Origin of the sequence: Pedobacter sp. ASV12 (assembly GCF_016429155.1) — a bacterium.
Classification (GTDB): Bacteria; Bacteroidota; Bacteroidia; order Sphingobacteriales; family Sphingobacteriaceae; genus Pedobacter.
This window is the reverse complement of sequence record NZ_JAELUC010000352.1, coordinates 1-392: the sequence shown is the minus strand read 5'-3', so window position 1 is coordinate 392 and position 392 is coordinate 1. Positions and strand designations below refer to the sequence as shown.

Annotated in this window: 1 pseudogene; it reads left to right on the top strand. The window is 38.8% G+C overall.

Annotated features, from left to right (window positions below):
* Positions 1-392 (top strand): annotated as a pseudogene (locus tag JHD69_RS20650) (DUF6443 domain-containing protein); the annotation flags it as partial.

Sequence of the window (392 nt, the reverse complement as noted above, 5' to 3'; positions counted from 1 at the left end):
ACCTTATGATGTTATGGGAAATATTAATACGCTCAACCGTGACGGAGTTGGAGATAAAAAATACTATTATTATAATAATAGCAACAGGCTTCAATATATTGATGGCGTCACAGGCGTTTATAATTACGACGCAAATGGTAATGCCACCACCGATGGAAGGAACGGAGTAACGCTTAACTACAACCACCTGAATCTACCAATAAGTGCTCAAAGATCGGGAACAGTCCCCCTAAACCTCAGTTATGTTTACGATGCTACCGGAGCCAAGTTAAAAAAAGTAAATGCGACTTCAGCGGTTACAACAGACTATCTAAATGGCATCCAGTATAGCAATAATGTAATCGACTTTATTCAAACTGAAGAAGGGATTGCCAGAAATATTATCGGTATCT